Origin of the sequence: Streptomyces sp. NPDC058665, from assembly GCF_042714995.1 — a bacterium.
Lineage (GTDB): Bacteria > Actinomycetota > Actinomycetes > Streptomycetales > Streptomycetaceae > Streptomyces.
The window spans coordinates 62579-83620 of the sequence record NZ_JBHXRX010000028.1; the positions used below are offsets into that span (position 1 = coordinate 62579).

Genomic DNA, 21042 nt, shown 5'->3' on the forward strand with positions numbered 1-21042 from the left:
TCCTTGTTGAGGACGTGGAACCCGGGCACCGGTGATCGGTGCGCACAGAGAGCATGCCATCAACTACCCTGAGTGATTTCCTGATTCACCCGTAAGAGCCCAACAGGTCACTGAATCGGGCGACTCGGGCCGCCGTCACCCCACCGAGCTGTACGCCACGACCCCGCGCAGCACCGCGTCGACCGCCTTGCGCGCGTTCTTCGCGACCGTGCTGTTCTCGCGGGGCGCCGCCGCGGCGATCTGCCCGAGGACGTCGATCACCTGCTTGCACCAGCGGACGAAGTCACCCGCCGGCATCTCGGCGTCCCGCAGCACCTCGTCGAGTCCCTTGCCCGACGCCCACATGTGCACGGCCCAGGCGAAGCCGAGGTCGGGCTCGCGCTGGCCGACGCCCTCCGCCTGGTTGATCTTGAAGTCCTCCTCCAGAGCGTCGAGCCGGCCCCAGATACGGACCATCTCGCCGAGCGCGGCCTTCGCCGCGCCAGTGGGCAGCCGGGGCGCCACCGCGTCGTCCGACTGGCGCGCCTCGAAGACCAACGCCGAGACGCACGCGGCCAGTTCGGCCGGGGAGAGCCCCTCCCAGACGCCTTCGCGCAGACATTCGCTGGCCAGCAGGTCCAGTTCGCCGTAGAGCCGCGCGAGCCGCTTGCCGTTGCCCGTGACCTCGTCGCCGCGCAGATAGTCCATCTCCGTGAGGAGGGCGACGATACGGTCGAAGGTGCGGGCGATGGTGTTCGTCCGGCCCTCGATCCGCCGCTCCAGCTGCCGGGTGTCCCGCTGCAGCCGGTGGTAGCGCTCGGCCCAGCGCGCGTGGTCCTCGCGCTCGTCGCAGCCGTGGCACGGGTGCGCGCGCAACTCCGAGCGCAGCCGCGAGATCTCGCGGTCGTCGGCTGCCGCCGCCCGCCCCTTGCGGTGCCGCTCCGGCACGATATGACCGGCCTTCGTGCGCAGCGCGGACGCCAGATCCCGACGCGACTGCGGCGAGCGCTGGTTGAAGCTCTTGGGGATCCGCATCCGCTCCAACGGCTCGACCGGCACCGGGAAGTCCATCGACGCGAGCCGCTTGACCTGCCGCTCGGCGGTCAGGACGAGCGGCCTCGGGCCGTCGTGATACTCCATGCCCCGGTGTCCATTGGCCCGCCCGGCCGACAGCCCGGGGTCGAGCACCAGCGCGAGCCCGGCGAACTTGCCGGTCGGGACATGGATGACATCACCGGGCTTGAGCTTCTCCAGCGAGGAGGCGGCGGCGGCCCGCCGCTGCACGGCACCCTGCTTGGCCAGCTCCGTCTCGCGGTCCTTGAGGTCGCGGCGCAGCCGCGCGTACTCCTCGAAGTTCCCCAGGTGGCAGGTCATGCCCTCCCGGTAGCCCTCCATCCCCTCTTCGTTCCGCTGGACCTGACGGGAGATCCCCACCACCGACTTGTCCGCCTGGAACTGCGCGAACGACGTCTCCAGCAGCTCGCGCGAGCGGTGACGGCCGAACTGCTGCACCAGATTGACCGCCATGTTGTACGACGGCCGGAAGCTGGAGCGCAGCGGATACGTGCGCGTGCCCGCGAGACCGGCGAGCGCGCCCGGGTCCATGCCGCGCTGCCAGAGGACCACCGCGTGGCCCTCGACATCGATGCCACGGCGCCCGGCGCGCCCGGTCAGCTGGGTGTACTCGCCGGGTGTGATGTCGGCGTGCTGCTCGCCGTTCCACTTGACGAGCTTCTCCAGGACGACGGACCTGGCGGGCATGTTGATGCCGAGCGCCAGGGTCTCCGTGGCGAACACGGCCTTGACCAAACCGCGTACGAACAGCTCCTCGACGACTTCCTTGAAGGTGGGCAGCATGCCGGCGTGGTGGGCGGCGATGCCGCGCTCCAGGCCCTCCAGCCACTCGTAGTACCCCAGCACATGCAGGTCCTCGGTGGGGATGGACGCGGTGCGCTCCTCCACAATCTCGCGGACCCGTGCGCGCCTGCTGTCGTCGTTCAGCCGCAGCCCGGCGTGCAGACACTGCTGTACGGCGGCCTCGCAGCCGGCCCGGCTGAAGATGAACGTGATGGCGGGCAGCAGGTCCTCGGCGTCGAGCCGCTCGATGACCTCGGGCCTGCCCGGCGTCCAGATCCGGCTCCGCTGCCGACGCTCGCGCTCTCGGTCCGCCTCCCGGACCATCTTGCCGCGACGGCGCTCACGGGGGTTGTACGTCTTCTGGTTCTCCATCCGGGCCAGCCGGACGAGGTCGGGGTTGACCTCGCGGCGGGCGCCGCCCCGGCCGCCGTGGTCGGTGCTCTCCTCGAAGAGGTCGTACATCCGGCGGCCCGCGAAGACGTGCTGCCACAGCGGCACGGGGCGGTGCTCGGAGACGATCACCTCGGTGCTGCCGCGGACGGTGTCCAGCCAGTCACCGAACTCCTCGGCGTTGGAGACCGTCGCCGACAGTGACACCAGCGTCACGGACTCGGGGAGGTGGATGATCACCTCTTCCCAGACGGCGCCCCGGAAGCGGTCGGAGAGGTAGTGCACCTCGTCCATCACCACATAGCCGAGCCCGGTCAGCGACTGGGAGCCCGCGTAGAGCATGTTGCGCAGGACCTCGGTGGTCATGACAACCACCGGGGCGTCGGAATTGACGCTGTTGTCGCCGGTGAGCAGCCCGACCTTGTCCGCGCCGTAGCGTTTCACCAGGTCCGCGTACTTCTGGTTGGACAGCGCCTTGATGGGTGTGGTGTAGAAGCACTTACGGCCCTCGGCGAGGGCCAGGTGCACGGCGAACTCGCCGACGATGGTCTTGCCGGAGCCCGTGGGCGCGGCGACCAGGACGCCCTTGCCGGACTCCAGCGCCTGGCATGCCTCAATCTGGAACGGATCGAGGCCGAAGTCGTACATCTCGCGGAACGGCGCGAGTGCGGTGGCCTGCTCGGCTGCCCGGATCCGAGCTGCGGCGTACCGCTCGGCCGGTGTGAGGTCCTCTGTCATCTTGCTCACGAGCCTACCCGCCACCTCTGACAGTCAGCGCGATCTTTACGGGCGAGGTACCACGGCCCACCGGCGGTCGCCGGCCCAGGTCAGGTGATGTCGTCGTAGCCGTTCACCCGGGCGTTACGGCCGCTGTCCGCCTGCTCGGGCAGTGCGGCCACGGACGAGACCGGTTCGACGTCGCCGACGCTCTCAGGAGTGTGGTCCAGATCCGACGCCTCGTCGTCGTCCAGATCCGCGTCCGGGTTCTTGCGGCGCCTGCGCCGGTCGTTGACGAGCGAGAAGCCGACCGCGCCGAAGTAGAGGACGACGATGGGACCGGCCAGCGCGAGCATGCCCACGGGGTCGGTCGTCGGGGTGATCACCGCGCCGAAGACGAAGACGCCCATGACGACACCGCGCCACCAGCCGGCCATCCGGCGGCCGGTCACCATGCCGGTCATGTTGAGCATGACCAGCACCAGTGGCAGCTCGAAGGCGAGACCGAAGACCAGCACCATACGGGTGGTGAAGTCGAGGACCTCGTCGAGCGAGAGGATGTTGGACGAGCCCTCCGGCGTGAGGCTGATGAGCACCTTCACGCTGATCGGCAGGATGATGTAGGCCAGGTAGGCACCGGCCGTGAAGAGCGGCACCGCGCTCGCGACGAACGCGTACGTGTACTTCTTCTCGTTCTTGTGCAGGCCCGGGGCGATGAACGCCCACAGCTGGTAGAGCCAGACCGGGCTGGACACGATGATGCCGGCGGTGAGGCTGACCCGGATCGTCGTGGTGAACGGCGAGGTGAGGGTGTTGAAGGAGACGACGGCACAGTTGCCGCCGTCGCTCTCCTGGAGCCCGTTCTCACACTTGGGGACCGACTCCGAGAGGAACGACATGATCTGCTCGCTGTAGAACACCGCCACGATCGTCACCACGACGATCGCGAGGATCCCTTTCGACAGCCGGTTGCGCAGCTCACGAAGATGCTCCACGAGCGGCATGCGCCCCTCGGGATCCTTCTCTTCTGTGCGGGCAGACTTGGGCAACCCACGTCCTCATCTCGTGCGGAAGGCCGTCACCGTGCCCGGTGCGTGCATCGGCCCAGGGGTCGGATCAGCGCTTGGTCGAGTCGGTCGGCTCGGCGACGGGGCGCGAGCTCGTGACATCGCCGGGCGCGGCCTGGATCGTCCGGGGCGCGGGCTGGTCCGGCTCGGCGGAGGCGGTCGGCGGGTCCGTCGGAACGGTGCCGCTCTTGTTGTCGTCGGTCTTCATCGCCTTCGCCTCACTCTTGAGGATGCGCGCCGACTTGCCGAGCGAACGGGCCATGTCGGGAAGCTTCTTGGCGCCGAAGAGCAGGATGATGACGACAAGAATGAGGATGATCTCGGTGGGGCCGAGCCTACCCATAGCGATTACCTTCTTCACCGAGGCGACAGGAGTCTTGGACGACAGCCGGACAGTTGTCTGACCACCGTGCTGGCAGCGATCGTAACCCGCAGGGGTAAACGCTGGGCAATGCCTGTGCGTACTCCCTACGACGGCCCCCGCCTCCAGTCCGAGACCGCTTCGTCACCCTACCGCCCGAACTGGTGATGGAGGGAGGGTGCATTCATTTATCGGATGGCATCGCCGGTCTTGGCGAGATGGGTAGCGGCCAGCTCCAGCTCCTCGGCCGCCTGGTTGATCCGCCGCGTGGTGGAGGCGACCTGGTGGCCGAGGCGCTGGGCCTCGACGAAGACACGGACCGCGAGGACACCGAGCACGGTGAGTCCGCAGAATCCGAGGGCGATGGCGAGCATGGGCCAGAACACGCGAGGAAGCCTTTTCCCTAGAGAGTCGAATGCAGGCGCAGCGTCCGGACGCCGCCGCCCATGAGCAGTTCGACGATGCGTTCACCGGCGGGTTTGCGCACCGCCGTCTCGCACTCGGGGCAGGTGAAGGAGTAGAAGGTCGTACGGCGGCTGGCGCCGATCGCGAGCCGCAGCGCGCCGGCCGAGAGCTCGAAGCGGGCCCGGCACTCGGGGCAGGCAGCCTGGAAGAGGACCGGCACCATGGACGCCGGCACCATGGACGCAGGCGCCGAGAAACCACCCATCACGGACATTTTCCCCAAATCCCCTAGTTGCGTCGGTAGTCGTCGGCTTCGTACGCCGCCAGCGCCTCGCCCGCCGCCAGCCGCGCGCTCTCCGCGAGATCCGGCGGGGAGGTGATACGGCCGTCCCTGCCGAGACGCAGCGCGAGCCGGCGCAGCGAGGCCGGCGCGGGCGTACGCAGCGTGATCCGCAAGCCCCCGTCGGGCAGTTCCTCCGCGCTGTCGTGCGGGTAGTACTCGGCGACCCAGCGCCCGCCGGGCCCGACCTCGACCACCACTTCGGGATCCTCGGCCGCCGGCTGCACCAACCCCTCGGAGAGATCACGCAGCTCCAGCTCCGGCGGCGCGGCCGGCTCGTCGAGCAGCCTGATCTCGGCGACCCGGTCGAGCCGGAACGTACGCCGCGCCTCGGAGAGCCGGCACCAGGCCTCCATGTACGTGTGGCCCACGGCGAACAGCCTGATCGGGTCGACCTCACGCTCGGTCAGCTCGTCGCGCGCCGGGGAGTAGTAACGCAGCCAGAGCCGACGCCGCTCGGAGATGGCCCGGTCCACATCCGCGAAGACACCGCCCTCGGACTCGAAGGTGACCGAGAGCCGGGAGCTGGCACCCGCCACCTCCCCGGCGGCGGCCTCCAGCTTGGCGGTGGCCCGCAGCAGCGCCTGCCGGTCGCTCTCCCGCAGCCCCGGCAGGGTGGCGACGGCGCGGGCGGCCACCAGCAGCGCGGTGGCCTCGTCCGCGGCGAGCCGCAGCGGCTCGGCGACGTCGTCCGGGTTGTGCCACCAGATGCGGTCGCCGTCGGTGTCGATGTCGAGCAGGTCACCACCGCGGAAACTCGTCCCGCACATGGGCAGCACGTCGAGGTCCGAGATCAGCTCGTCCTCGGTGATCCCGAAGGCGCGCGCGACGTCCTGGACGTGCGCCCCCGGGCGCTCGCGCAGATAGGTCACCAGCGAGAGCATCCGGCGGGTCTGGTCGATGGCGTTGGCTGCCATGGTGTGTACGAAGTCCCCTCAGCCCTTGGCCACGGCGCGCAGCCGGTCCACGACGTCGGCCCGCAGATCCGCGGGCTCCAGCACGACCACGTCGGGCCCGAACTCCACCAGCCAGGCGTCCAGGCCGTGACCGTACGGAATCTCCAACTCGTCCCAGCCGTCGCCCAGTTCACGCGACGACACCGCCCTCGCGCGCAGCGGATATCCGCTCTCGGAACGGAGCCGGATCAGCGCCGAGCGCGTCGCCGTCTCACCCGCCCAGGTCTCCACGGTCTCGCGCACGGTGACCACGTCGGGTACGGGAGCGGTGAACTCCCCCGCCCTGGAGCGGACCCGGCCGGTGATCCGCGAGAGCCGGAAGACCCGCTCAGCCCGGCGCTCCCGGTCCCAGCCGGCCAGATACCAGTGGCCCCGCCAGCACTCCAGGGTCCACGGCTCGACCTGGCGCTGCTCGGGCCTCGCGGCGTTGGCCTTGCGATAGTCGAAGACCACGGGCCTGCGATCGCGGCAGGCGAGCATCAGAGGCTCGAACGCGGCCTCATGAACGGGAATGCGCGGCTCCAGGGCGCTGTGGTGCGCCTCGTACGAATCCTCCGCCTCCGGCATGCCCGCGGCCCGCAGCTTCTGGAGCGCGCCACTGGCCGCGCCCGCGAGCCGGGCCTGCTGCCACACCTTGGCGGCGAGACCGAGCGCGGCGGCCTCCTCGGCGTCCAGCGTGATCGCGGGGAGCCGGTTGCTGTCGCGGCGGGCGAGATAACCGGTCTCGCCGTCCAGATTCTCCACGGTCTCGATGACCAGGCCGAGTTCGCGCAGATCGTCCTTGTCCCGCTCGAACATCCGGTTGAAGGAGTCGTCGGAGCCGGCTTCCAGATATGCCTCGATGGACTCGCGCAACTCGCGCTTGCTGAGCGGGCGCCGGGTGCCGAGCAGGCACAGCGCGAGATTCATCAACCGCTCGGCCTTGGCAATGGCCATCGACGCCCTACACCTCATTTGATAGTGCCGGATCCGCGCGTCGACCGTACCGCCCGGCGGTCCCGCGGCAAAAGCCGAGGGCCCACGCCGGACAGCATGGGCCCTCGGTGTGTCCGTATGTGATCGGACAGGTGCGTCATTCCGCCGACAACGCCGATCGGCCGCGTCGATCAGCGACGCCGGCCACAGACACCGGTCAGACGGAGACGAGATCGCAGACGAAGATCAGCGTCTCGCCGGGGGCGATGGCACCGCCGCCCGCGCCACGCTCGCCGTACGCCAGGTGCGAGGGAATCGTCAGCTGACGGCGCCCGCCGACCCTCATGCCCTGGACACCCTGGTCCCAGCCGGAGATGACCTGTCCGAGACCGAGCTGGAACGACAGCGGCGCACCGCGGTTCCAGGAGGCGTCGAACTCCTCACCGGTGGAGAAGGCCACGCCCACGTAGTGGACGGAGACGGTGTCGCCCGCCTTGGCCACGGCACCATCGCCCTCCCAGATGTCCTTGATCTCCAGGTCGGCCGGCGGCTCGCCACCCGGGAAGTCGATCTCGGGCTTCTCGATGCTCACTGAACTGCTCCTCTAAATGATGAACGGGGCAACCGGGACAGTCTTACACCTTCGCCAGGATGTCCACGGCGAACACCAGAGTGGAGTTCTTGGGGATGCCCTGCTGCTCCTTGTCACCGAACGCCTCCGCCGGCGGGATCACGACCAGCACCCGGCTGCCGACCTTCTTGCCCACGACGCCGTCCTTCAGCCCCTTGAGGGTGAGCTGCGGCAGCGGGAACGTGACGGTCTTGCCGTTCTTGTACGTGCTGTCGAAGGTCTTGGCGTCCTTCCACAGCAGCGCCTCGTAGTTCAGCACGACCGAGTCGGTGTCCTTGACGACCTCGCCCTTGCTCTCCAGCACGTAGTTGGAGACGAGCTTGGCCGGCGGGTCCACCTTCGGGATCTTGACCGTGGGGGCCTTGCCGTCTGCGTTCACCCCGACCTTGGGCAGATCGGCGTCGTCCTGCGCGACCTCGGTGCCCTTGGCGGTGGTCGGGACCTGCGTCGCCTTCAGGATGTCGACAACGAAGACGAGGGTGGAGTTGGGCTTGATGTCACCCTGGCCCTGCGCCCCGTAACCGAGCTCCGGCGGAATGCCGAGCGCGACCCGGCTGCCGACCCGCTGGCCCTCCAGGCCCTTGTCCCAGCCCTGGATGACCATGCCGGCGCCGAGCGTCAGGTCGAAGGGGGCCTCGCGGTCGAAGCTGTTGTCGAAGGGCTTGGTCGAGTCCCAGGACTGGCCCAGGTAATTGACCTGGATCGCGTCACCCTTCTTGAGCTTCTCGCCGTCACCCTCACTGATGACGTCGGTCTGCAGCTCCTTCGGCGGGGTCCCCTCACCCTTCCCGAGAGTCGGCTTCTCACCGAACTTGGCACCCGCTGTGATCTCGGGAAGCCCGTTCTTGGACGAGGTGGAGTCGGAGCCTCCGTCGTCACCGCAGGCCGCTGTGGACAGCAGCAGGAGGGGGATGACGATGAGGCCGGCAAGTCGGCGCACGAATTCCTCAGATCTCAGACGGAAGGTTAAGTTCCTCGACACTCTAGGGCGTGGCAAGGGCCCCGCACGAGAAACGTACGGGGCCCGAGTCGCGTTCCGGACGGCCGGAACAGGTGATCGAACTGTCACATACCGGCGATCAGCTTTTCCACCCGGTCGTCCACGGATCGGAACGGGTCCTTGCACAGCACGGTGCGCTGCGCCTGGTCGTTGAGCTTGAGATGGACCCAGTCGACGGTGAAGTCCCGCCGCTGTTCCTGGGCCCGGCGGATGAAGTCTCCGCGCAGCCGTGCCCGGGTGGTCTGCGGGGGCACGGACTTGCCCTCGAAGATCTTCATGTCGTTGCAGATCCGGGCCGCCTGGCCGCGCTTCTCCAGGAGGTAGTAGAGCCCGCGACGGCGGTGGATGTCGTGGTAGGCGAGGTCTATCTGGGCGACCCGGGGGTGGGACATGGTCATGTTGTGCTTGGCCCGGTAGCGCTCGATGAGCTTGTACTTCATGACCCAGTCGATCTCGGTGCCGATCCGGTCCAGATCCTCGGCCTCGATCGCGTCGAGCGCCCGGCCCCAGAGCTCCAGGACCTGCTCCACGGTGCCGGTGCGGATGCCCCGGCGGTCGACGAAGTCCACGGCCTTCTCGTAGTACTCCCGCTGGACCTCGATGGCGGACGCCTCGCGCCCGCTGGCCAGGCGCACCTTGCGCTGGCCGGTGATGTCGTGGCTGACCTCGCGGATCGCCCGGATCGGGTTCTCCAGGGTGAGGTCACGCATGACCGTGCCCGCCTCGATCATGCGCAGCACGAGATCCGTGGCGCCGACCTTGAGGAGCATGGTCGTCTCGGACATGTTCGAGTCGCCGACGATGACATGCAGCCGGCGGTAGCGCTCCGCGTCGGCGTGCGGTTCGTCACGGGTGTTGATGATCGGCCGGGAGCGGGTGGTGGCGGAGCTGACACCCTCCCAGATGTGCTCGGCGCGCTGACTGACGCAGTAGACCGCGCCACGCGGGGTCTGCAGCACCTTGCCGGCGCCGCACAGCAGCTGCCGGGTGACGAGGAACGGGATGAGGATGTCCGCGAGCCGGGAGAATTCCCCGTGGCGGGCGACGAGATAATTCTCGTGGCAGCCGTAGGAGTTTCCCGCCGAATCGGTGTTGTTCTTGAACAGATAGACGTCGCCCGCGATTCCCTCCTCGTGCAGGCGGCGTTCGGCGTCGACGAGCAGGCCTTCGAGAATGCGCTCGCCCGCCTTGTCGTGCGTGACCAGTTCGGTCACGTTGTCGCATTCGGGTGTCGCGTATTCCGGATGCGAACCCACGTCGAGGTAGAGGCGGGCACCGTTCCGCAGGAAGACGTTGCTGCTGCGGCCCCATGACACAACACGGCGGAAGAGGTAGCGCGCCACTTCGTCAGGGGACAGCCGGCGCTGTCCCCTGAAGGTGCACGTGACGCCGTACTCGTTCTCCAGCCCGAAAATGCGGCGGTCCATGTCTGAACATTACGCCTGATGGCCTGAGCTGAAACCGTGTTGGGCCGCACCGTTGCGATCATTTTCGAGACCGGCTTCCCCGATGGGGCCGGACGCGGCGTCCTCGCGGGGAGCCCCCAGGACCTTCCGGGTGGCCAGCAGAACCAGCAGCGCGGCGCAACCGCCCGCCCCCGCGACGCCGAAGCTCTCCGACGTACCGGCGAGTTCGACGACCGGGCCGGCCACTCCCGTACCGAAGGCGGCGCCCACGCCGAAGGTCGTCACGAGCCAGGAGAACGCCTCCGTGACGGTGCCGCGCGGGGCGTGCCGGTCCACCACGATGAAGGCACAGGCCAGCGCGGGCGCCAGGAAGACCCCGGCGAGCGCGGCGAGCCCAGTCATGGCCACGACGCCGGGAGTGAGCATCAGTGGGAGATAGCCGGCGGCGAGCAGCGCGGTGATCCCCAGCAGCCGGCGCTCGGGGGTGCCGGTCCACTGCCTGGCCCCGTACGCGAGACCGCCCACCAGCGCCCCGAGACCGAGAGCGGCCATCAGCCACCCGTACACCGACTCGCGGCCCCGGTCGTCCGCGTACGCGACGCCGGCGACGGTGATGGAACCCAGTGCCAGGCCGACGAAGAGGAAGGCGGCGAGAAGCGCGAGAAGCCCGGGTGAGCGCAGGGCGCCGAGCCAGTGCGCCTCGCGGGGCGCCGAGCGCCAGGCGCGGGAGGGTTCGGAGAGCACGACCGTGAGCGCGCCGACGACGCCTATGGCGTTGATGACCAGAAGGGCGGCGCCCGGGGACCAGAGGGCCACGAGGAGGGTGACGAAAAGCGGTCCGGCCGTGAACATCACCTCCTGCGCCACGGCGTCCATGGCGTACGCCCGGTGCACCCGGTCCTCCCTGCCGAGCACGCTGGGCCACAGGGCCCGCAGGCCGCCTTCGAGCGGCGGCGTGAAGAAGCCCGCGACGACCACCGCCGCGTAGGCGAGGGGCAGCGGGTCGATGCCGTTGGCGGCGAGGAACACCATGCCGATGGCGGAGACGAGGGCCGCGGGGAGCTGGACCCGCGGCTGGCCGACCAGGTCCACGGCCCGGCCGAGCAGCGGCTGGCCGATCGCGGTGGACAGCCCGTAGACGGCCGCCAGGATGCCCGCGAGGGTGTAGCTGCCGCCCGCGTCGCGGGTGAACAGGACGATCGCGATATGGCCTGTGGCGCTCGGCAGCCGCCCGACGAGCGTGCCCGCGAGCAGCCGTGCCGCGTGCGGTGCCCTGAGAATCTCCACATAGCCGGTGGCCATGGCTCCCCCTTCTGTCCCCCGGTTCGCCCGGCACGGCAAGTTTTACGTATAACGTGCGGGCTCATACGTACCATGTCCGGAGCCCGCGGGTCCACCGGCTTTCGGGCCGCAGCAGTCACCGCGGAGGACGACACCCATGACAGAGCCGCCCCGTACCGACCGCTCCGCGCCCGGCACCGCCGCGAGATCCGCGAGACCGACCAGCAGGGACGTGGCGCGTGCCGCCGGGGTGTCGCAGGCGACGGTCTCCCTCGTGCTCGGCGACAAGTGGACCGGCCGGGTCTCCGAACGCACCGCCGGACTCGTCCGCGACACGGCGCGCGAGCTGGGCTACCGGCCCAACCTCGCCGCCCGCAGCCTCCGCCTCGGCCGGACCAGGACCGCGCTCCTGGTCGTCCCGGCACTCACCCACGAGTTCTTCGCCCGCGTCTACACAGGCGCCGCCTCGGTCGCCGCCGAACACGGATTCGGGGTGGTCCTCTATCCCTCACCGGAGGGCGTCGGACCCGCCAGAGACCCGTTCGCCTCCGCACGGGCGGCACTCGACGGCGTGATCGCCTCCTCCATGGCCACCGACGCGCTCGCCGCGATCCGGGGCACCGACCTGCCGCTCGTGATGCTCGACAGCGACCCCGCCGGATCCGGCGCCGCCGCGCACGTGAACCTCGACATCGCGGACGCCATGCGCCAGGTGACCGGCCACCTCCTGGGACAGGGCCACCGCAGGATCGTCCACCTGGCCTCGGCCGTGACGTCCTGGACCTTCACCGTGCGCGCCGACACCCTCGCCGAGGCCGTACGAGGCGTGCCGGGGGCAGTCGTACACACCATGCCCTCGGCCCTGGAAGTGCACGCCGCGCGAGAAGCGGCCCAACAGGCCCTGCGTGGCCCAGGGCCCCGCGCCACGGCACTGATCTGCGACAGCGACGTGCTGGCGGCCGGCGCCGTCAAAGCCGCCCGGAAACTCGGCCTGCGAGTGCCGGACGACATCTCCGTCACCGGCTTCGACGACTCCGGGCTCGCGACCGCGCTGGAACCCGAACTCACCACCGTACGGCTGCCCGCCGAACGGGTCGGCGAGCACGGGATGTCGGCACTGCTGGCCATCCTCGACGGACGCGAACCCGAGAACACCGTCCTGCCCGTATCCCTGGTGACCCGCGGCTCGACAGCGCCCCCACCGGCCTGAGACAGACGGACCGGCGGCCACGCGGAAGATGCCCGGACAGACCGGTGCCCCGGACCGCACGGGCGGTACGGGGCACCGGAGGACTCGCGTCACTCACTCGTCGGACTCGCCGGACCCTTCCGTCTCCTCGGTGTCCGAGGGAGCGTCCGTCGGCGTGGACGCCGCGCCGTCCGCCTCCAGCAGACGCGCGAGCTGACGCCCCACGACGCGCTTGAACTTGCGCTGCTGCGGCCGGGTACGGTCCAGGACCGCCACCTCCAGCCGCTCGGCGGGAATCTCCCGCTCGCCCCCGTTCGTGTCACGGGACAGGGCCTGCACAGCCAGCTTCAGCACCTCCGCGAGCGTCATCCCGTCACGGTGCTGCTGGTCCAGGAAAGTACTGATCTGCTCGGAGTTACCGCCCACAGCCACCGAGCCGTGCTCGTCGACGATCGATCCGTCGTGCGGCAGCCGGTAGATCTGGTCCCCGTCGGCCGTCGGACCCACCTCGGCGACAACCAGCTCCACCTCGTACGGCTTCTCACCGGCGCTGGAGAAGATCGTGCCGAGCGTCTGCGCGTAGACGTTCGCGAGCCCACGGGCCGTCACATCGTCACGGTCGTAGGTATACCCGCGCAGATCCGCGTAGCGGACACCACCGATGCGCAGATTCTCGTACTCGTTGTACTTACCGGCGGCGGCGAAACCGATCCGGTCATAGATCTCGCTGAACTTGTGCAGCGCGCGGGACGGGTTCTCACCGACGAAGACAATGCCGTCGGCGTACTGCAGCACAACCAGGCTGCGACCGCGGGCGATGCCCTTGCGGGCGTACTCCGCCCGGTCGGCCATGGCCTGCTGGGGTGAGACATAGAACGGCGTCGACACCGGCTATCCGTCCCTTCCTGTCAGTGACATGTCTTATCAGAAGAGGCCAGGCGTCAGAGCAGCTCGGCGCGCGGGCCGTCGGGCTGTTCCAGCCGGCGCTCGATGATGGAACGGGCGACCCGGGAGGACTCCTCCTCGGTGACCCTGCGGAAACCCTCGTCACTCATGATGTTGACAAGGGGATAGATCTTGCGGGCCACGTCCGGGCCACCGGTGGCCGAGTCGTCGTCCGCCGCGTCGTAGAGCGCCTGGATGACGAGAGTGATGGCCTGCTCCTCCGTCAGCCCCTCACGGAAGAGCTTCTTCATCGCACCGCGCGCGAAGAGCGAACCCGACCCGGTGGCCGCGTACCCCTGCTCCTCGGAACGGCCACCGGTGACGTCGTACGAGAAGATACGGCCCTTGCCCCGGTCGACGTCCCAGCCGACGAAGAGCGGAACGACGGCCAGACCCTGCATGGCCATGGCGAGATTGCTGCGGATCATGGTGGAGAGCCGGTTGGCCTTGCCCTCGAACGAGAGCTGCGCGCCTTCGACCTTCTCGAAGTGCTCCAGCTCCAGCTGGAAGAGCTTGACCATCTCCACGGCCAGACCCGCCGTACCCGCGATACCCACGGCCGAGTACTCGTCGGCCGGGAAGACCTTCTCGATGTCGCGCTGGGCGATCATGTTGCCCATGGTGGCCCGCCGGTCACCGGCGAGAATCACGCCGCCCTCGAAGGTGACGGCGACGATCGTCGTCCCGTGCGGCGCCTCGATCGCGCCCTGGACGGGCGGCAGCACCCGGTTGCCCGGCAGGATCTCCGGCGAGTGGACGGACAGGAAGTCCATGAACGAGGCCGACCCGGGCGTCAGGAAGGCAGCTGGTAGACGCCCGGTGCTACGAGTGTTGGCTTCCACGCGTTTCCCTCCAGGTATGCGGTGGCCCGGCGCAGGGTGTCGGGATCGTCCCCCAACTTGCCAATGGCCGAATTGCAGTTGAAGCACAGTACGCCTCGGACCCTACCCGTCTCATGGCAGTGATCCACATGCGCGGCGGGAGCGGAGAGACAGATGACGCAGATACCCATCTGCGACGAGATCATCTCGTCGCGCTCCACCATGGTGATGCCGTACTTCCGCATGAAGTAGGCCTGTCGATTCCGAGTGGCCCGGCAGGGCTTGCAGTAGCTCGCGTAGCCGTCCGACGAAGTTGGGTTGAGCTCCCACTCCGAGTAGGCCTTGGCCTCGCCGCACTGTGGGCAACGCTTGTACCCACGTGGGACAGGCACCTTCGCCCTGACCGTCCTGCCTCGTGCCTCCTGACGACGGCGGTGATATCCCGCAGCGCATTCGCGACAGTTTGTCTGGAGCCCATCAGGCCGAGACTTGTTGGACGCGAATGCGCTGACAGGAAGCATCGTCCGGCAGGTTGAGCACCGTTTCTCGGTGATCGACTCGGACATCCGCTAACTACTCACCGCCCTTTTGCACGAAGGACCTCACGAAGTCCTCCGCGTTCTCTTCCAAGACGTCGTCGATCTCGTCCAGCACGGAGTCCACGTCGTCCGACAGTTTTTCCTGGCGTTCCTTGAGGTCCTCGGACTGCTGTGCGTCCTCGGTCGTCTCCTCGACGTCCTCGGTGGAGCGCGTCGCCTTCTGCTGCCCGCCGTCGGTGTCCTTGGTCGCCATATCCCTCACCCCGCTCGGTTGCCCCGCTCGATGTGACCTTCAAGATCCGACCCTACAAGCAGGGTCCGACATCGGCCCCGCAGTTCGTACAACGTCCGGGGGCCACCTTCATGATTCCCGGACCTGGACCATTTCAGCCGCCCGAGAGCACGCGGACGAGGTCTTCGGCCGTACGGCACCGGTCCAGGAGCTCTTTCACGTGGTTACGGGTGCCCCGCAGCGGCTCCAGGGTCGGTACCCGCTGGAGCGAGTCCCGGCCCGGGAGGTCGAAGATGACCGAGTCCCAGGAGGCCGCCGCCACGTCGTCCGCGTACTGCTCCAGACAGCGGCCCCGGAAATAGGCCCGGGTGTCCTCTGGAGGCTTTGTCTCGGCCCGCTCCACGTCCGGTTCGTCCAGGAGCCGGTCCATCTTCCCGCGGGCCACCAGACGGTTGTAGAGGCCCTTCTCGGGGCGTACGTCCGAGTACTGGAGATCCACCAGATGCAGCCGCGCCGCGTCCCATTCCAGGCCGTCCCTGCGGCGGTAGCCCTCCAGGATCTCTTTCTTCGTGACCCAGTCCAGCTCGCCCGACAGGCTCATCGGGTCGCTCTCCAGCCGGTTGAGCGTGTCCTCCCACCGGCCGAGCACGTCCCTGGTCTGCTCGTCGGCGTCGGCGCCGTAGCGTTCCTCGACGTATTTGCGCGCCAGCTCGAAGTACTCCATCTGGAGCTGTACGGCGGTGAGTGTCCGCCCGCTACGGAGCGTGACCAGTTGTCCCAGGGACGGGTCGTGCGAGACCTGGTGGAGTGTGCGTACCGGCTGGTCCACGGCCAGGTCGACATTGATGAACCCGTCCTCGATCATGGACAGGACCAGGGATGTCGTCCCGAGCTTGAGATAGGTGGAGATCTCCGAGAGGTTCGCGTCGCCGATGATCACATGGAGTCTGCGGTACTTCTCGGCGTCCGAGTGCGGCTCGTCCCTGGTGTTGATGATGGGCCGTTTGAGGGTGGTCTCCAGTCCGACCTCGACCTCGAAGTAGTCCGCGCGCTGGCTGATCTGGAAGCCGTGCTCGTGGCCGTCCTGGCCGATGCCCACGCGGCCGGCGCCCGTGACGACCTGCCGTGAGACGAAGAACGGCGTGAGGTGGCGCACGATGTCCGAGAACGGGGTCTCCCGCTTCATCAGGTAGTTCTCGTGCGTGCCGTACGAGGCGCCCTTGTTGTCGGTGTTGTTCTTGTACAGCAGGATCGGCTGGGCGCCGGGGAGCTGGCCGGCGCGTTCGGCGGCCTCGGCCATGATGCGCTCGCCTGCCTTGTCCCACAGGACGGCGTCGCGGGGGTTGGTGATCTCCGGTGAGCTGTACTCCGGGTGTGCGTGATCGACGTACAGCCGCGCGCCGTTGGTGAGGATCACGTTGGCCAGCCCGATGTCCTCGTCGGTGAGCTGGCTGGACTCGGCGGCCTCGCGGGCGAGGTCGAAGCCTCGTGCGTCCCGCAGCGGGTTCTCCTCCTCGAAGTCCCAGCGGGCGCGGCGCGCCCTGTGCATCGCCGCCGCGTAGGCATTGACGATCTGGGACGAGGTGAGCATGGCATTGGCGTTCGGTTGGCCGGGGACGGAGATGCCGTACTCCGTCTCGATGCCCATTACTCGCCGTACGGTCATGCGGCCCTCCTTGCCCGGCGGCGCTCCCGTTCGGGAACGGCGCTCAAGTACCGCTGTCTCTCCGGTGCGTGTGCGGTGCCTGGCCCCGCACTGCGCGACGCGGCGGTACCGAAGAGCCTAGAACGCCTTTGCACTGGTGGGGAGATCGTTTCCGTCATTGCCCTGGTGTGGTGAAAGGTACGGGGAAAGCAACCGGCTGCGGATGCCCGTCCGGACATCCGCAGCCGGTCTGTGCCTTACAGGTACTGCCCGGTGTTGGCCACCGTGTCGATGGACCGTCCGGTGTCCGCGCCCTGCTTTCCGGTGACGAGGGTGCGGATGAATACGATCCGCTCGCCCTTCTTGCCGGAGATACGGGCCCAGTCGTCGGGGTTGGTGGTGTTGGGCAGGTCCTCGTTCTCCTTGAACTCGTCGACGCAGGCCTGCAGCAGATGGGCGACGCGGAGTCCTCGCTGGTTCTCGTCGAGGAAGTCCTTGATCGCCATCTTCTTGGCCCGGTCGACGATGTTCTGGATCATCGCGCCGGAGTTGAAGTCCTTGAAGTACAGGACTTCCTTGTCGCCGTTGGCGTACGTGACCTCGAGGAAGCGGTTCTCCTCGGATTCGGTGTACATCCGCTCGACGACGGACTGGATCATGCCCTCCACCGTGGACTCCGGCGAGCCCTTGTGTTCGGACAGGTCGTCCTCGTGCAGGGGCAGCGAGGAGCGGAGGTACTTCGCGAAGATGTCCTTGGCCGCCTCCGCGTCCGGACGCTCGATCTTGATCTTCACGTCGAGCCGGCCGGGCCGCAGGATCGCGGGGTCGATCATGTCCTCGCGGTTGGAGGCGCCGATGACGATGACGTTCTCCAGGCCTTCCACACCGTCGATCTCGGCGAGGAGCTGCGGGACGATGGTGTTCTCCACGTCCGAGCTGACGCCGGATCCGCGGGTGCGGAAGAGGGACTCCATCTCGTCGAAGAAGACGATGACAGGTGTGCCCTCGCTGGCCTTCTCACGGGCGCGCTGGAAGACCAGGCGGATGTGCCGCTCGGTCTCGCCGACGTACTTGTTGAGGAGTTCGGGGCCCTTGATGTTGAGGAAGTAGCTCTTCCCCGCGGGCCGGCCGCTCACCTCGGCGACCTTTTTGGCAAGGGAGTTGGCGACGGCCTTGGCGATGAGTGTCTTGCCGCAGCCGGGCGGACCGTAGAGCAGGATGCCCTTCGGCGGGCGCAGTTCGTGCTCCTTGAAGAGGTCCGGGTAGAGGTACGGGAGCTCGACCGCGTCGCGGATCATCTCGATCTGGCCGCCGAGACCGCCGATCTTGCTGTAGTCGACGTCGGGGACCTCTTCGAGGACGAGCTCTTCGACCTCGCTCTTGGGAACGACTTCGTAGACATAGCCGGAGCGCGGTTCGAGCAGGAGGGCGTCGCCGGCGCGGATGTTGATGTCGAGCAGCGGCTCGGCGAGCCGTACCACCCGTTCCTCGTCGGTGTGTCCCACGACCAGGGCGCGTTCGCCGTCCTCAAGGATCTCCTTGAGGGTGACGATGTCCCCGGCCCGCTCGAACTCCATGGCCTCGACCACGTTGAGGGCCTCGTTGAGCATGACTTCCTGGCCGCGCCGGAGCTCTTCGAGCTCGACGCCGGGGCTGACGTTCACCCGGAGCTTGCGGCCCCCGGTGAAGATGTCGGCCGTGCTGTCCTCGTTCGCATGCAGAAAGACACCGAAGCCGGCCGGCGGCTGCGCGAGCCGGTCGACCTCTTCCTTGAGGGCCACGATCTGGTCGCGGGCCTCACGCAGCGTATTGGCGAGCCGCTCATTCTGCGCGGACACACCTGCCAGGTTCGTCTGCAGTTCGACGATCCGCTCTTCGAGAATCCTCGTATGACGCGGAGAGTCGGCGAGCTTACGTCGCAGGACGGCGATTTCCTGCTCGAGATAGGCAACCTGGCCGGCCGGGTCTTCAGACCCTCGTCCGGGCCGGATGCCGCGGTTGATGTCGTCGTCGTGGGCTGCCACGGTCCTCACCTCCTCCAAGGGGAGCTGGACGCTTCCTGACCCTACCTGGGTAGGTGGTGATTAAAACCCCTAGATCACAAAGACTGTCGGGGCGTGTCCGATCTTCACCCTTGCGCTCTCCCTCACGCCAGGGGAATACCCACCGTTCAACATCGGAAAGCGGCCGGTTGTATCGTCGAAGTGTTCAACACCCGTCCGGGCTGGCGCGACTTGCCCGAGATTGCCTCACCCCAAGCAGGAAACGGCAGGAGATATGACCGTGCAGCAGCAGGTTCCGACAGATGCCGTCACCGAGGGCTCCGAGCCGCTCGAAGTCTGGATCGACCAGGACCTCTGCACGGGTGACGGGATCTGTGCCCAGTACGCCCCTGATGTCTTCGAGCTCGACATCGACGGCCTCGCTTATGTGAAGAGCGCCGACGACGAACTTCTCCAGTCACCCGGCGCCACCACGCGGGTGCCGCTGCCCATCCTCAGGGATGTCGTCGACTCGGCGAAGGAATGCCCGGGTGACTGCATTCATGTACGGCGCGTTTCGGACAGTGTCGAGGTGTACGGCCCCGACGCGGAATGAGCCTCCCCGCAGGCTCCTGAGTTAGAGGTTACGCCGTCGGCGCGGCAATGGTGAGATCACCTGGGGTGACCGGATCAGACGCTGCGCGATTGGTTCTGTGCGCCTTCGCTCCGTACGAAGGCGCCGTTCTTCCATTCCCAGGTGGGGGTGGTCTCCTCGTCGGGGCAGCAGCCGGGTACGTCGGGGCCCGAGTAGCCGAGCAGCCGGGCCCGGACGACGCCGTCGCTCGTCTCCAGGTCGGCCACGCTCTGCCGGTCGGCCGGGTCCACGAGCGTGGCGACGATACGAGGGGCGCCGCCGTCCTTCGTGGCGGTGAGGACGTACAGACCGCTCGGCGGGGTGCCGGATCCCGCGTCGCAGCGGGCGGCGGCCACGGTCTCGGGGCTGCCGTCGCCGTCGAGGTCTCCGGTGGCTTCCTTCGTGACCAGCGCTTTCGCGCCACCGCACTCCAGTGGGAAGTCCACGGCGGCGGTGTCGGGCGCGGGCAGCGGTGCCGTGTTCGGCGCGGTGTGGGCGGTGGGTTCGGAGCCGGGCTGGTCGGCCGTGGCGGCGTCGGGCTGGAGCAGACCGGCGAAGGCCACCACGGCGGCCATCGCGGTGGCCGTGGCGAGCCAGTGCACCGGACGCGGCTGGGTGTGCGCGAGGTCCGGGACGTCGGAGATCTGCACGCGGTGACTCCTGTGAAGGCGGTGCCGGTGGGGGTGGCGTGAATGGTGCCACACGTCACAGTGCGGTGGAACAGCGGGGTCCGTAAGGCCAACGTAAAGACTGCGCCGCCGAGTTCGCGTCGGGTGGACGTGAACTCGGCGGCGGTGGTGTCGTGTTGTGAGCGGTGACGCGGGCTCAGTGGCCTCAGCGGGCTCAGCCTCGGGAGCCGCTGCCGCTTCCCGGGCCGTCGTAGTCCTCGCCGTAGGCGCCCTTGGAGGGGCGGCGGCGGCGCAGGGGCGGCTCCACGCCGTCGGCGAGACGGCGGGCGGTGATCAGGAAGCCGGTGTGGCCGATCATGCGGTGGTCCGGGCGTACGGCGAGTCCCTCGACGTGCCAGTTGCGGACCATCGACTCCCAGGCGGCCGGTTCGTTGAACGAGCCGTGCTCTCGGATGGTCTCGACGGTGCGGGCGAGCTGGGTGGTGGTGGCGACGTACGCGCAGAGGATGCCGCCGGGTACGAGCGCCTTCGACACGGGCTCGACGCATTCCCAGGGCGCGAGCATGTCGAGGATGACCCTGTCCACCTCGGTGTCGGAGAGGTTGTCCTGGAGGTCGCCGACGGTGAGCTGCCAGGCGGGGTGAGGGCCGCCGAAGTAGCGCTCCACGTTCTGCCGGGCGATGTCGGCGAAGTCCTCGCGGCGCTCGTAGGAGTGCAGCATGCCCTGGTCGCCGATGGCGCGCAGCAGGAAGCTGCTGAGCGAGCCCGATCCCACTCCCGCCTCGACGATGCGGGCGCCGGGGAAGATGTCGGCGAAGGCCAGGATCTGGCCCGCGTCCTTGGGGTAGACCACGGCGGCGCCGCGGGGCATGGACAGGACGTAGTCGGGGAGCAGGGGGCGCAGCGCGAGGTAGGCGACGTTTCCCGTGGTGCGGACAACACTGCCCTCGGGAGCACCGATCAGCTCGTCGTGGGGGAAGGAACCCTTGTGGGTGTGGAAGTTCTTCCCCGCTTCGAGCGTGAAGGTGTGGTGGCGTCCCTTGGGGTCGGTGAGCTGGACCTGGTCCCCGACCTTGAAGGGGCCGCGACGACGGGCGGCACCGGTCGGTTCGGACATGCGG

General features: G+C 68.3%; 21 protein-coding genes. 2 read left to right on the forward strand and 19 right to left on the reverse strand.

Features of this window, described 5'->3' with window-relative positions; translation table 11 throughout:
• Nucleotides 1-135 precede the first annotated feature (135 nt).
• The 11 genes from ACFWV8_RS20055 to ACFWV8_RS20105 form a co-directional block, all read right to left on the reverse strand.
• Complete coding sequence (locus ACFWV8_RS20055; protein WP_384203767.1) at nt 136-2964, reverse strand: DEAD/DEAH box helicase; 2829 nt, start codon at nt 2962-2964, stop codon at nt 136-138.
• An 89-nt stretch (nt 2965-3053) separates the two neighbouring features.
• On the reverse strand, nt 3054-3947 hold the full coding sequence (gene tatC / locus ACFWV8_RS20060; protein ID WP_384203683.1) for a twin-arginine translocase subunit TatC: 894 nt from the start codon (nt 3945-3947) through the stop codon (nt 3054-3056).
• 112 nt (nt 3948-4059) lie between these two features.
• Complete coding sequence (gene tatA, locus ACFWV8_RS20065) at nt 4060-4353, reverse strand: Sec-independent protein translocase subunit TatA (RefSeq protein WP_384203686.1); 294 nt, start codon at nt 4351-4353, stop codon at nt 4060-4062.
• 206 nt (nt 4354-4559) lie between these two features.
• A complete protein-coding gene (locus tag ACFWV8_RS20070; protein ID WP_384203689.1) occupies nt 4560-4757 on the reverse strand; it encodes a hypothetical protein in 198 nt (65 codons plus the stop codon).
• 17 nt (nt 4758-4774) lie between these two features.
• Entirely contained in the window at nt 4775-5041 is a 267-nt protein-coding gene (locus ACFWV8_RS20075; RefSeq protein ID WP_384203691.1) for a hypothetical protein, read from the reverse strand.
• A gap of 23 nt (nt 5042-5064) precedes the next feature.
• On the reverse strand, nt 5065-6033 hold the full coding sequence (locus tag ACFWV8_RS20080) for a helix-turn-helix transcriptional regulator (protein ID WP_384203694.1): 969 nt from the start codon (nt 6031-6033) through the stop codon (nt 5065-5067).
• 18 nt (nt 6034-6051) lie between these two features.
• The gene (locus tag ACFWV8_RS20085) at nt 6052-7008 is read right to left on the reverse strand and encodes a helix-turn-helix transcriptional regulator (protein ID WP_384203697.1); all 957 of its coding nucleotides are present in this window, start codon (nt 7006-7008) and stop codon (nt 6052-6054) included.
• A gap of 196 nt (nt 7009-7204) precedes the next feature.
• Nucleotides 7205-7579 carry an FKBP-type peptidyl-prolyl cis-trans isomerase gene (locus ACFWV8_RS20090; protein WP_384203700.1) on the reverse strand — a complete coding sequence of 125 codons (375 nt, stop codon included), beginning with the start codon at nt 7577-7579 and terminating at the stop codon, nt 7205-7207.
• 43 nt (nt 7580-7622) lie between these two features.
• On the reverse strand, nt 7623-8558 hold the full coding sequence (locus ACFWV8_RS20095) for an FKBP-type peptidyl-prolyl cis-trans isomerase (protein WP_384203703.1): 936 nt from the start codon (nt 8556-8558) through the stop codon (nt 7623-7625).
• 125 nt (nt 8559-8683) lie between these two features.
• Entirely contained in the window at nt 8684-10045 is a 1362-nt protein-coding gene (pafA, locus tag ACFWV8_RS20100; RefSeq protein WP_329389648.1) for a Pup--protein ligase, read from the reverse strand.
• 9 nt (nt 10046-10054) lie between these two features.
• Nucleotides 10055-11326 carry an MFS transporter gene (locus ACFWV8_RS20105; RefSeq protein WP_384203705.1) on the reverse strand — a complete coding sequence of 424 codons (1272 nt, stop codon included), beginning with the start codon at nt 11324-11326 and terminating at the stop codon, nt 10055-10057.
• Nucleotides 11327-11462: 136 nt separating this feature from the next.
• Between ACFWV8_RS20105 and ACFWV8_RS20110 the strand changes: the two genes are divergently transcribed.
• On the forward strand, nt 11463-12515 hold the full coding sequence (locus ACFWV8_RS20110; protein ID WP_384203708.1) for a LacI family DNA-binding transcriptional regulator: 1053 nt from the start codon (nt 11463-11465) through the stop codon (nt 12513-12515).
• A gap of 93 nt (nt 12516-12608) precedes the next feature.
• Here the strand turns inward: ACFWV8_RS20110 and prcA are convergent, their stop codons facing one another.
• From prcA to arc, 6 genes are all read right to left on the reverse strand, one after another.
• Nucleotides 12609-13382 (reverse strand): proteasome subunit alpha, encoded by a 774-nt coding sequence (prcA, locus tag ACFWV8_RS20115; protein WP_329389642.1) that lies wholly within the window; start codon nt 13380-13382, stop codon nt 12609-12611.
• 53 nt (nt 13383-13435) lie between these two features.
• Nucleotides 13436-14281 carry a proteasome subunit beta gene (gene prcB / locus ACFWV8_RS20120; RefSeq protein WP_384203711.1) on the reverse strand — a complete coding sequence of 282 codons (846 nt, stop codon included), beginning with the start codon at nt 14279-14281 and terminating at the stop codon, nt 13436-13438.
• Complete coding sequence (locus ACFWV8_RS20125) at nt 14233-14505, reverse strand: endonuclease VII domain-containing protein (protein WP_384203770.1); 273 nt, start codon at nt 14503-14505, stop codon at nt 14233-14235. The genes prcB and ACFWV8_RS20125 overlap by 49 nt, the downstream gene beginning before the upstream one ends.
• 328 nt (nt 14506-14833) lie before the next feature.
• Nucleotides 14834-15052 carry a ubiquitin-like protein Pup gene (locus tag ACFWV8_RS20130; RefSeq protein ID WP_329389636.1) on the reverse strand — a complete coding sequence of 73 codons (219 nt, stop codon included), beginning with the start codon at nt 15050-15052 and terminating at the stop codon, nt 14834-14836.
• Between the two features lie 133 nt (nt 15053-15185).
• A complete protein-coding gene (dop, locus tag ACFWV8_RS20135) occupies nt 15186-16697 on the reverse strand; it encodes a depupylase/deamidase Dop (protein WP_329389634.1) in 1512 nt (503 codons plus the stop codon).
• 236 nt (nt 16698-16933) lie between these two features.
• Nucleotides 16934-18700, reverse strand: coding sequence for a proteasome ATPase (gene arc, locus ACFWV8_RS20140; RefSeq protein WP_329389632.1), 1767 nt, complete (start codon nt 18698-18700; stop codon nt 16934-16936).
• 253 nt (nt 18701-18953) lie between these two features.
• On the opposite strand from arc, the gene ACFWV8_RS20145 reads away from it, so the two are divergent.
• Nucleotides 18954-19274: a ferredoxin gene (locus ACFWV8_RS20145; protein WP_329389630.1), complete on the forward strand. Its 321-nt coding sequence runs from the start codon at nt 18954-18956 to the stop codon at nt 19272-19274.
• 74 nt (nt 19275-19348) lie between these two features.
• On the opposite strand, the gene ACFWV8_RS20150 is transcribed toward ACFWV8_RS20145, so the two are convergent.
• Together ACFWV8_RS20150 and ACFWV8_RS20155 are read right to left on the reverse strand one after the other, a co-directional pair.
• The gene (locus tag ACFWV8_RS20150) at nt 19349-19942 is read right to left on the reverse strand and encodes a hypothetical protein (RefSeq protein WP_384203716.1); all 594 of its coding nucleotides are present in this window, start codon (nt 19940-19942) and stop codon (nt 19349-19351) included.
• 193 nt (nt 19943-20135) lie between these two features.
• The gene (locus ACFWV8_RS20155; RefSeq protein ID WP_329389626.1) at nt 20136-21038 is read right to left on the reverse strand and encodes a tRNA (adenine-N1)-methyltransferase; all 903 of its coding nucleotides are present in this window, start codon (nt 21036-21038) and stop codon (nt 20136-20138) included.
• Nucleotides 21039-21042: the final 4 nt, after the last annotated feature.

What these genes read in the sequence shown, in the direction of transcription:
- ACFWV8_RS20145 (WP_329389630.1), top strand. Translation starts at nt 18,954, where the DNA reads ATGACCGTGCAGCAGCAGGTTCCGACAGATGCCGTCACCGAGGGCTCC.
- ACFWV8_RS20155 (WP_329389626.1), bottom strand. Translation starts at nt 21,038, where the DNA reads ATGTCCGAACCGACCGGTGCCGCCCGTCGTCGCGGCCCCTTCAAGGTC.
- tatC (WP_384203683.1), bottom strand. Translation starts at nt 3,947, where the DNA reads ATGCCGCTCGTGGAGCATCTTCGTGAGCTGCGCAACCGGCTGTCGAAA.
- ACFWV8_RS20055 (WP_384203767.1), bottom strand. Translation starts at nt 2,964, where the DNA reads ATGACAGAGGACCTCACACCGGCCGAGCGGTACGCCGCAGCTCGGATC.
- ACFWV8_RS20105 (WP_384203705.1), bottom strand. Translation starts at nt 11,326, where the DNA reads ATGGCCACCGGCTATGTGGAGATTCTCAGGGCACCGCACGCGGCACGG.
- ACFWV8_RS20110 (WP_384203708.1), top strand. Translation starts at nt 11,463, where the DNA reads ATGACAGAGCCGCCCCGTACCGACCGCTCCGCGCCCGGCACCGCCGCG.
- pafA (WP_329389648.1), bottom strand. Translation starts at nt 10,045, where the DNA reads ATGGACCGCCGCATTTTCGGGCTGGAGAACGAGTACGGCGTCACGTGC.
- ACFWV8_RS20125 (WP_384203770.1), bottom strand. Translation starts at nt 14,505, where the DNA reads ATGCGGAAGTACGGCATCACCATGGTGGAGCGCGACGAGATGATCTCG.
- ACFWV8_RS20080 (WP_384203694.1), bottom strand. Translation starts at nt 6,033, where the DNA reads ATGGCAGCCAACGCCATCGACCAGACCCGCCGGATGCTCTCGCTGGTG.
- ACFWV8_RS20130 (WP_329389636.1), bottom strand. Translation starts at nt 15,052, where the DNA reads ATGGCGACCAAGGACACCGACGGCGGGCAGCAGAAGGCGACGCGCTCC.
- ACFWV8_RS20085 (WP_384203697.1), bottom strand. Translation starts at nt 7,008, where the DNA reads ATGGCCATTGCCAAGGCCGAGCGGTTGATGAATCTCGCGCTGTGCCTG.
- tatA (WP_384203686.1), bottom strand. Translation starts at nt 4,353, where the DNA reads ATGGGTAGGCTCGGCCCCACCGAGATCATCCTCATTCTTGTCGTCATC.
- dop (WP_329389634.1), bottom strand. Translation starts at nt 16,697, where the DNA reads ATGACCGTACGGCGAGTAATGGGCATCGAGACGGAGTACGGCATCTCC.
- ACFWV8_RS20075 (WP_384203691.1), bottom strand. Translation starts at nt 5,041, where the DNA reads ATGGGTGGTTTCTCGGCGCCTGCGTCCATGGTGCCGGCGTCCATGGTG.